A 9,936-nucleotide genomic window follows, 5' to 3' on the forward strand; every position below is an offset into this window, starting at 1 on the left:
GTGGTCAGCCTCGGGAGAAGCGACTAGCTTCGAGAGGCTCGACTCTGTCGAGTCGCTCAGTTTTGGATCTCCCAGCCATACCGTTTTCCTCTCGCCCGAGAACAGGAGGCCAGCGCCTCCGAGGAAGTCGCGATGAAGATCACCCCGTACGAGCAGCGAGTGCTCGTTTTGAAGAAGAGAAATGCCCCCAAGGAGGGGAGCCTCACGACCAAGGCGACATTGAATAAGGTGCCGGTAGGCACACTCAAGACGCGCATCAGGAAACTCGTCGAGGGTGGTCTCGACAGGGATCGTGCGATCGAGGTCGCGCTGGGCCGCCCCATCGGCCCGCAGGGGCGGCCAAGAAAGGTCTGAGCATTCAAGGCTCCATCGAGACGCCGCTATCGTGAGAGGAACGGTCGGTCGCCGGTATCGGGGGGGCGGTTCGAGACTCCAGCCAGTTGGCGCGTGATCGAACCGGGCCGGCGCGGTGGTGATGGGGGAATTGCAGGCCAAAGCCCGCTCTCGTCGGGCTTTTGCCGAGAGGCATCTGGTATAGACTGCTTATCGTTTCGTTTCCTGCGGAACCATTCCTTGGCCCTGATTTCGATCGGGGCTTTTTTGCGGCTCGATTGGCCGTTCACCACCGCCTCAAGTGCGAAGCCAGCGATAGAGTAGTTTATAAAAAGCCGTGTCGGTCAGCTGGTGATATCTCGAGAGATCGCGTTTCTGGCCGAATTGCAGTTCGGTGAAGTAGAACTCTCCTTCCGACTCGATGACCTCCTTGATGTCATCCTCATCGGAAGATGAATACAGCAGGATCCGGGAACCATGAAGGTACTGCTCCTCGGGAGCGACATGCAGCTTGCAACTGCCGAAAGAGAGCGTCAGTTCCTGGAGCGTCAGCTCGAAGGTTTGATCGAATTTCTCCAGCGTGTGGGTAATTTCGTCGTAGCGGCTATCGATGCCTTCCAGCCCCAGTGAATCGACCCATCCCTCGATATTCGCCTGCAACAGTCGCAGGTCTTCCTTCCGCGTTTCCAACTCTTGCTCGAACGACGTCAGACGCTGTTGGCAGGCGCGGACCTCATCCTTGATATGATTCTTCAACTGCTCGATGTCGACCATGATCTCTTCCCTCGCCAGAAGTTGTACGGATGTTTTTCTCATGATGATCGTCCAACACAAAAAACCGCCTCATGAAGGCGGTTTTTGGCAGTTGGTGTCTCATATCATGCCGCTGCGGGTCGGTCTCCGGCGGGTAGCCTGGTGATGGCGCCAAGCGCCTTCTCCAGATCCAGCGTCCTGCACTTGAAGGCGCTGCAATTGGCGCAACGTACGTTACTGCCTTCCCGGTTGTTGACCGGTAAATGAAACTGCTGATGACCGCAAACGGAACAGGTGAGATCCAGAGTGACTTTGATCATGCCGATTGCCTCAATCTGAGGTGATGATCATTCAGGGGGTGCGGTGACGCACTTTCGCGCGACATTTTCAGTGTCAGGCTGCGACACTGGTTGAGAATCTGCACCGAGTAGCTGGGCGCGTGAGCGTCCATCCAGTGCCCGATAGTATCGAGAAATTCCCCACATTCGACGCAGCTTATCTCGTCCCACTCGGCGTGAGATTCGAGCGAGAACGGTTGAGTGTGACCGCAACGGGTGCAAGCGATGGTGTCTTTCACGATCAGCCCTCCTTGGCTTTGATCTCCTGAACTGGCCAGGCGATGGCAATCCTTGCCGACTGGTGACGGGCGTCCCTGCCCGATCGATCCGGCTTTCCGTGCCGACTTCACGATTTCATGCTGGCACAGCGTTTTGTGCTGTACAAGGGTTGTACGGAAACGGAATTTGGGTCTTATTATCCTGCGTTAAACAGTGCATGGTAAGTCGCTGAATCCGCTAAGCCGCTCTCCATTCCTGCAAATTGCAATTTTTTGTAAGCCGTTCGAGACCCAAGATGGGGGCGCTCATTCCACGTGGATTCACACCGTTGTTAACGTTTTGTCATCTGTCGGGGACTAGAGTGTCGAGGTGATACCAGGATGGTATCGGCACGCAGGGAAGCGCGAAGCAGGAGGCTCGGTTCGATATCAGGGAAGATGGGTCAGTACCAGCGCTCAGCCGTGAGGCTTGGCGCTTTTTCGTTGCCGTCCGGCTCGGGTGGCTGGCGCGCTCGGATAGGGTGACATCGGATTGCCGGCATTCTTAATTGAACGTCGGGGGGGCGAGGACGCTATGCTTAGCGTCAGTGACCCATCAATTCGGAATCCCCATGAGTTCTCTAAGCCAACACAAAGCGTTCATTCTCTTGCTGACGCTGGTGTCCATCGCGTTCGTCTGGCTACTGTTGCCTTTCTACGGTGCCGTGCTGTGGGCCGTGATCCTGGCTATCCTCTTCCAACCCATGCATCGCCGTCTGGTCATCCGACTCAAGGGCCGGAACAACTGGGCCGCGCTCATCAGCGTGATGGCGTGCGTGTTCATCGTCATCCTCCCCATGTCGTTGATTTTCGGTGCCCTGGTACGTGAGGGGGCCAGCGTGTACCAGCGCGTGGGCAGCGGCGATATCGACTTCAACCAGTACATGCAGCAGTTCCAGGGATCGCTACCGGTTTCGGTTCAGAGCTGGCTGGGGGATGCGGGCTTCGGGAGCTTGTCCGATATCAGCAACCGCCTGGCTTCGGCGCTCGAGCAGGGGAGCCGGCTGATCGCCACGCATATGCTGAGCATCGGGCAGAACACGCTCCAGTTCCTGGTCAGTGCCGGGATCATGCTCTATCTGCTGTTCTTCCTGTTCCGGGACGGGCGCTCGCTCGGACAGCTGATACGCACGACGATTCCGTTGAGCGACGAGTACACCTACAAGCTGATCGAGAAGTTCACTGCCGTGGTGCGTTCCACCGTGAAAGGCAATGTGATTATCGCCATCGTCCAGGGCGCGATCGGGGGTGTGGCATTCTGGGCGCTGGGTATCGAAGCCGCGCTGCTGTGGGGCGTGATGATGGCGTTCCTGTCGTTACTGCCGGCGATCGGCTCGGCGATCGTCTGGGTTCCGGTGGCTGCCTACCTGCTGCTCAGCGGGGCCTACGTGAAAGGCGTGATCCTGGTCTTCGTCGGCGTGGTGGTCATCGGGCTCGTCGACAATTTCCTGCGCCCGCCGCTGGTGGGCAAGGAGACCAAGCTGCCCGATTACGTGGTGCTCATTTCCACCGTCGGCGGGATGACGCTGATGGGGATCAACGGGTTCGTGCTCGGCCCGCTCATCGCCGCGCTGTTCATCGTCGTCTGGTCGCTGTTCCGACAGGAGCAGCAGCAGGAGGCCGAGATGTCGTCACGCGAGAGCGAGGCGAATGAGGCGATGCCCGAATCTCGCGAGCGCGGAACATCGGTGGATGGCTAGGCGCGATTATTGTTATAGTGCTAACTAAATTTCGAGTTTTTCAGGACACGGATGTCTGACTTCTTTCCCCCTCTCGGCACCACGGCCCGATGGGTCGTCGGTGCCACACTTGCCGGCATCCTGCTGGGGGGCTGTGCCAACTACGCGGGGATCGAGCCGCAGCAGACGCTCACGCCCATCAGCCGATTGAGTGCGAATCAGGTGCTTGGCCGCTCACCGGTATCGCCGGCCGCATGGCCCGATGTCGACTGGTGGAAGCGCCTTGGCGATCCCACCCTCGACGCGCTGATCCAGGAAGCCCTGAGCGACTCCCCGGACATCGCCGTGGCACAGGCGAGGCTGCGCTCCGCCAACGCTGCCATCGCCTCGGCAAGGGCCGGCCAACTGCCCAGCATCGATGCCTCAGCCGAAATCTCGCGCTCCCGTGTCTCCAAGGTCGAGGATCCGCTTGGACAGGGCAACTTCTACTCCACCTCGCGATCGTTGCTGCTCTCCTTCGACTACAACCTCGACCTCTGGGGTGGCGCCCGTGCCGCCTGGGAGGCCGCGCTGGGAGAGGCCCGCGCCCAGGAGATCGAGTATCGCGCCGCCGGGTTGACGCTATCGGTCAACGTGGCGCGCGCCTACGTCAGTCTCGCCGACGCCTATGCCCGCCGCGATGTCGCCCAGCGCCAACTGGACCGGGCCCTGCGGATCAACGGCATCAACGACGAATTGCTCCAGGCCGGGCTCAACAATCAGACCCAGAGCCTGCAGTCGCGGGTGACTGCCGCCAGCGCACGCCAGGCGCTGGAGTCGGCGCAGCAGTCGATCCGCAGCGAGCGCATCTCCCTGGCCATTCTGCTGGGCAAGGGGCCGGACCGTGGCGAGACGATCCCGCAGCCCGACGCGCTTTCGCCTGCCATTGCCGCGCTGCCCAGCGTGATCCCTGCCGACCTGATCGGCCATCGACCGGATGTCGTCGCTGCACGCTGGCGGGTCGAAGCCGCCTCGCGAAGCATCGACTCGGCCAAGGCGCAGTTCTACCCCGACATCAATCTCTCGGCGATGGCGGGGTTTCGCTCGGTGCTGGGGGATTACTTCTTCAGTGAAGCGGCCAAGTCAGGCAGCGTCACACCTGCCATCTCGCTGCCCATCTTCGACGGTGGCCGGCTTCGCGCCAACCTGGAAAGCACCGATGCCGAGTACGATCTGGCCGTGGCGCAGTACAACAAGACCATCGTCTCCGCGCTGGGGGAAGTCGCGGACGACGTCACCACACTGCAATCGCTGGAGCGTCAGCGCCAGAGTCAGCAGCAGGCCCTGGCGAGCGCCCGCTCCGCCTATGGGCTGGCCGAGGAGCGCTACCGTGCCGGGCTGGCAGACTATCTCGACGTGCTCAGCAGCGAGCAGCAGTTGCTATCGGCCGAACAGAGCCTGACCCAGATCAACACGCAACGCCTCGACCGCTCGGTGCAGCTCGTCCAGGCGCTGGGTGGCGGTCTCGCGCTGGACGCCAGCGCACTGCCGGGCAGCGATGGCGTGGCCGCTGCACCCGGCGCGGAATGAACGCGCTGTTGAATCAGGCACGGCGGGGATACCGGAAGCCTCGCCCCAGTTGTCCGCCACGGATTTGGTGATTATGATAGGCGCCGCCTGGCCGGTATAGCTCAGCTGGCAGAGCAACGCATTCGTAATGCGTAGGTCGGTGGTTCGAGTCCACTTACCGGCACCAAAAAACCATTGGTTTCATTGGTTTAGGTATCGCTAAAAAGCCACCTTTGGGTGGCTTTTTTCGTTGGCGTCAACAAAGTCACGACGCATGTCTTTGTGATCCGGTTTAAAAATCCTTCCTGTCCAAGTGGATACAGGATCGCCATGCAATTCAGGGCGATCGACGGTGCAGCAGTGGGGGGCGAAGAGACGCATCGTGTTTAGTCGCACGCATACTCGCCGAAACAACCGGTCGAAATCGCCATCCAGGCGGAGGCCATCCCTCGGAGGGCACGTAGGCACCAGGCAGGCGAACGCGACCTCGTTCACGCCCGTGCCATGCGGCAAAGTTGGACCCAAAAAAACGGCCCGATCAGCGTCATTCTGGTGATGACTTGCTTACGGGCCTGAAGATGCTGCTCCCTGCGAACTGTGACCATGAACCCAGTTGCAACTGGACGGGGTGTTTTCCGTCCGAGCAGTGCATGGGAAACATTGTGGCGGTTATATGGCAGAAAGGGGATAGGTGAAATGAAAACAAAAGTTACATAACCAATTAATTAATAAAAACAGTAAGATAAACATGTAAATCATTCAAATGTTTCATTCGCCGTTACACTCGGCAGCACTAGGTGCTGTCTGAAATCGATGAGCGGGTCTGGTTGACTGCTCCGGTGAGTGTCTAGGGCTGTCATTTGCGGGAAGAAAGGAGCGGTCAAAAGAAACCCGGCGATGGAGAACCGTCAGTGAGGATCGTTTGCCATGCCGGGTCGAAGCGGCCGCAGGAAAGCAACCAGAAATCGATCTTTGGCCGTTTCTGAGAGGACGTTTTTCATGGCGCTCGTGAAAACTGACCTATGGCCGCTGTTACTGCTGATTAACATAAGTTAACGAAAAGAAACAAATAAAGTGTAGTCCTGGAGCGAAAGAAATTTCAGATACTTTCGTAGGGATCGATGGTCTGTGACCGTACATTCGTGCTGAAGCACTCCCCGCCGAGGAGCGCGATTGTGATCATGAGACGTTGATCGATCTTGCGAGACGGCGGGTAGCCACGGCGGGGGGCTCCAATGGTGCCGAGGGAAGGGCCAAAGAGCGCGAATGCTGGCACTGTCAATGAGGTCCGACGTCGATGGACTGGATATCGTCGACAGTTTACACTTTGGCGTGCCACGCCACAGATGAGGGAATAGCCTTGGATACCACCATGGATCAGATTGGTCAGCGCCGATCAAGCACGCTGACATCGATCGTCCGTGAAGCGATCGAGAACATGATCATCTCTGGCGAGCTATCTTCGGGTGACCGCATCAACGAGAGTGCACTGGCGGCACGCTTCAATATCAGTCGGGGGCCGATTCGAGAGGCCTGTCGGGGTCTCGAAAACGCCGGTCTGATCCGTAACGTGGCCAATCAAGGGGCCTATGTCCGTGAGATGAGTCTTGAAGAGGCTCGTGCTCTCTACGAGGTGAGGCGAGCATTGACGGCATTGGTGGGTGAGCTGCTTGTCGAACGGGCGAGCGATGAGACGCTCGACGAGTTGCAGCGCCTGGTCGAGTGTATGGCGCGGGCCGTCGAGGAAGACGACCTGAGCACGTACTACAACCTCAATCTGGAATTCCATAACACGATGGTGGCCAACGCCGATAATCCGGCGCTGGAACGTTATTACGGTGATATCGTCAAGCAGTTGCATCTCTTCCGGCGTCGCGGGCTCTTGCAGCATGGCAACCTCCGGGCCTCGAACGAGGAACATGTGAAAATCGTCGAAGCTTTACGCCGGCGCAATGCCTCCGAGGCGGCCGAAGCCTTGCGCCAGCATGTCATTTGCGGCTGGCAGCGAATGGTTGGCACCCTCGAGGAGTCATAAGCTGCTATCCCCTTGATTTCTGTCGTCGCCGCGTCTTCAACTGGCTTTTCGGGCTAACCGCTTTTCCTGCAGACCGCTTGGCTAGCTTACCGCCGTTCAATCCGAACGTTCCTTGGTGGCGATCATCGATATCGCCCCGCGTTGCCACAGGTCCATATCTGCGCGACTGTCTAACGTCTCGAGTTTCGGCGCGCTTGGCGCTGTCGCTGACGCGGCGAATGCTCCCAGCTCGACTCCCTCCTCTCGACTAAGACCCTAATCCCCCTGGCTAGACCATTGTCTAGTACAGAAGGGCCGAACGGTCGAATAGTCTGTCTATCGTAAACTGTTAACAGTTTACAGTTGTTAGATGTGCGATGCCTAACAAGTACATAACGGGAGAATAACGATGCGCCATTGGATGAAGTCAGGCTTGTTAATGACAAGTCTGGCCACAGCCGCTCTCGCGTTTAGCGCTACGTCGGGAGCCGACGACTTCCCTTCCGAGCCGATCGAGATCGTCGTTCACACCTCTCCGGGGGGCGGAACCGACACCACAGCGAGAATCGTGGCATTGGCGACCCAAGCGCAACTGGGTACCAACGTCTACGTCCAGAACAAGAAAGGCGGTGGCGGCTCGGTTGCCATGAGTTACGTCAAGAGCAAGCCCGCCGATGGCTATACGGTCATGGCGATCACGCCCACGCACCTCTTCACCATGCTGCGCGGGAATTCGCCACTCGATATCGACGATATCCAGGGCCTGGCGCGCGCTACCGATGATCCGATCATCGTCATGGTTCGCGGAGACAGCCGGTACAAGTCCATTCACGATCTCATCGAGGCGGGGAGGGCCGGCGTGATCAAGTGGGGTGGTACCCAGATCGGAGGAGTCGATCACATTGCCGCCATGAGCTTCGCCAAGGCGGCAGGGATGAAGGTCTCTTTCGTGCCCTTCGATAGTGGCGCCGAATTCGCCGCCGCTCTATCCCGGGGCGACATCGACGCAGCGGGGCTCAATATTTCCGAAACTCGGGATCAGATCGCCGCCGGCGATTTCCGTCCTCTTGCCGTCATGGCCGACGATCGTATGAAGGCGTTACCGGACGTACCAACGCTTAGCGAAAAAGGTCTGGATATCTCGTTCTCCACCGTCCGTGGCTACGTGGTGCTGAAGAGTACGCCCAAGGCTCGCCAGGAAATTCTGGAAAAGGCGATGCTCAAGGGAATGGAGAGCGACCGCTACCAGAACTACCTGAAAGGCATCGGACTCGACGAAACCAGTATCGAGGACGCCGCTGACTGGGACAGCCAGATCCGTCGGATGTACAAGGCTGGCCAGGAGACGATGCAGGACCTGGGCCTGGCTCAGTGATCCACCGGCCTCGGCCAATCCCTCTGTTCCAACTCGGAGTTTCCACCATGTTGAGCCGCTGGAGAGATCTCCTGCCAGGAGTCGTACTCCTGGTCATGGTCGTCGCGCTTTACTGGATAACCACGACCTTCTCGACGGTGCCGGCCCTGTTTGCCCAGGGCATGCAGGCCACCGCCATGCCACGTCTGATTCTGGGGGTGATGGCGGTGCTGACCCTGGTGATGCTCTATCAGGGATATGGCCACGTCGAGGAGGACAAGCCAGTCATTTCCTGGCGCATGTGGGTAACGGCCGGGCTGCTGCTGGCTGCATTTCTACTGTTCGAGATTCTCGGTCTGACATTGACCATGGCGCTGACCTGCCTGCTGATCCCACTGCTATGGGGTGAGCGTCGTCTGGGACGGATCGTGATCTACGCCGTCTGCACACCGGTAATGATCTATCTGCTTTTCACTTATGCGCTGCAGCTTCGGCTGCCGCAGGGAATCCTCTCACCCTGGCTGTCCTGAGTAACGGAAACGTTTATGGAACATATACTGACGGGATTTAGCATTCTTATCGATCCGATGTCGCTGGCGGTCATTCTGTTGGGGACTATCGTCGGGGTACTGGTGGGTGCTTTGCCGGGCCTCAGCTCATCCATGGCGGTGGCGTTGCTGTTGCCATTCACGATCTATCTCGATCCGGTTCCCGCCATCTCGATGCTCGCTGCGCTGTATTGCGCGGGGACTTTCGGCGGCTCGATCACGGCCATTCTCATCAACGCGCCGGGCGCGCCACCGGCGGCGGCGACGGCGTTCGACGGCTATCCCATGGCCCAGCGAGGAGAGGCGGGCCGGGCGCTTGGCATGGCCGCCGTCGCCAGTGTCATCGGTGGGATGTTGTCGTTGATCGTGATGGTGCTGGCGGCGCCGGCGCTGGCCCGGATTTCCCACTCTTTCGGGCCGCCGGAATATTTCGCGCTAGCGGTGTTCGGCCTCTCTATGTTGGCATCCATCAGCGGCAAGTCTCCGGTCAAGAACCTGATCGGCGGGGCGTTCGGGCTGCTGATCGCGACCGTGGGGGTCGATCTGACCACCGGGGTGGAGCGCTTCACCTTCGGCATCCCCGAACTCTACGAAGGCATCAGCTTCATTCCGATCCTGATCGGCCTATTCGCGATTGCCGAACTGCTATCCCAGGCCAATGTCCGCGACAAGGTACTGGAGCGTATCTCGCTCAATGCAATCAAGTTGCCATCCGTTACCGATTTCAAGCGGGTCTGGCCGACGATTCTTCGCTCATCGGGTATCGGTACCTTCATCGGTATCCTGCCCGCCGAAGGCAGCACCATGGCCGCGATGATCGGCTATAACGAGGCGCGGCGGTGGTCCAAGAACGGCGACAAGTTCGGCACCGGAGAGATAGAAGGGATCGCGGGCCCGGAAGCTGCCAACAACGCCGCCACGGGTGGTTCGATGGTGCCGACACTGGCGCTTGGCATTCCCGGCTCGGCCACGGCGGCCGTTATACTCGGCGGGCTCCAGATTCATGGCATCCGCCCGGGGGCCTATCTGTTCGAGAATCAGCCGGTTCTGCTGTACTCGATCTTTGCCGCCATGTTCTTGGCCTACGTCGTGTTGCTGGTATTCGGATTGGT

At 59.2% G+C, this 9,936-nt stretch carries 10 protein-coding genes and 1 tRNA gene; 8 read left to right on the forward strand and 3 right to left on the reverse strand.

Features of this window, described 5'->3' with window-relative positions; all coding sequences use genetic code 11:
- Positions 1 to 132 precede the first annotated feature (132 nt).
- Positions 133 to 354: a hypothetical protein gene (locus AC3AYF_RS01985; RefSeq protein WP_295034901.1), complete on the forward strand. Its 222-nt coding sequence runs from the start codon at positions 133 to 135 to the stop codon at positions 352 to 354.
- Between the two features lie 276 nt (positions 355 to 630).
- On the opposite strand, the gene AC3AYF_RS01990 is transcribed toward AC3AYF_RS01985, so the two are convergent.
- The 3 genes from AC3AYF_RS01990 to AC3AYF_RS02000 form a co-directional block, all read right to left on the reverse strand.
- On the reverse strand, positions 631 to 1,107 hold the full coding sequence (locus AC3AYF_RS01990) for a hypothetical protein (protein ID WP_295034899.1): 477 nt from the start codon (positions 1,105 to 1,107) through the stop codon (positions 631 to 633).
- A 104-nt stretch (positions 1,108 to 1,211) separates the two neighbouring features.
- Positions 1,212 to 1,406, reverse strand: a complete 195-nt coding sequence (locus AC3AYF_RS01995; protein WP_295034897.1) for a hypothetical protein — start codon at positions 1,404 to 1,406, stop codon at positions 1,212 to 1,214.
- The gene (locus AC3AYF_RS02000) at positions 1,403 to 1,663 is read right to left on the reverse strand and encodes a hypothetical protein (RefSeq protein ID WP_295034896.1); all 261 of its coding nucleotides are present in this window, start codon (positions 1,661 to 1,663) and stop codon (positions 1,403 to 1,405) included. Before AC3AYF_RS02000 ends, AC3AYF_RS01995 begins: the two co-directional genes overlap by 4 nt.
- A 590-nt stretch (positions 1,664 to 2,253) precedes the next feature.
- Between AC3AYF_RS02000 and AC3AYF_RS02005 the strand changes: the two genes are divergently transcribed.
- The 7 genes from AC3AYF_RS02005 to AC3AYF_RS02035 all read left to right on the forward strand — a co-directional run.
- A complete protein-coding gene (locus AC3AYF_RS02005; RefSeq protein WP_295034894.1) occupies positions 2,254 to 3,381 on the forward strand; it encodes an AI-2E family transporter in 1,128 nt (375 codons plus the stop codon).
- 51 nt (positions 3,382 to 3,432) lie between these two features.
- Positions 3,433 to 4,929, forward strand: a complete 1,497-nt coding sequence (locus tag AC3AYF_RS02010) for an efflux transporter outer membrane subunit (protein ID WP_487779347.1) — start codon at positions 3,433 to 3,435, stop codon at positions 4,927 to 4,929.
- A 90-nt stretch (positions 4,930 to 5,019) separates the two neighbouring features.
- A tRNA-Thr gene (locus AC3AYF_RS02015) sits at positions 5,020 to 5,095 on the forward strand.
- A gap of 1,185 nt (positions 5,096 to 6,280) precedes the next feature.
- Positions 6,281 to 6,943 carry a GntR family transcriptional regulator gene (locus tag AC3AYF_RS02020; RefSeq protein ID WP_295034890.1) on the forward strand — a complete coding sequence of 221 codons (663 nt, stop codon included), beginning with the start codon at positions 6,281 to 6,283 and terminating at the stop codon, positions 6,941 to 6,943.
- A 547-nt stretch (positions 6,944 to 7,490) separates the two neighbouring features.
- Complete coding sequence (locus AC3AYF_RS02025) at positions 7,491 to 8,297, forward strand: Bug family tripartite tricarboxylate transporter substrate binding protein (protein ID WP_295034888.1); 807 nt, start codon at positions 7,491 to 7,493, stop codon at positions 8,295 to 8,297.
- Between the two features lie 47 nt (positions 8,298 to 8,344).
- Positions 8,345 to 8,806 carry a tripartite tricarboxylate transporter TctB family protein gene (locus tag AC3AYF_RS02030; RefSeq protein WP_081919249.1) on the forward strand — a complete coding sequence of 154 codons (462 nt, stop codon included), beginning with the start codon at positions 8,345 to 8,347 and terminating at the stop codon, positions 8,804 to 8,806.
- Positions 8,807 to 8,821: 15 nt separating this feature from the next.
- A partial coding sequence (locus AC3AYF_RS02035) for a tripartite tricarboxylate transporter permease (protein ID WP_487779348.1) occupies positions 8,822 to 9,936 on the forward strand: 1,115 nt, incomplete at its 3' end.

Source organism: Salinicola sp., from assembly GCF_982684285.1.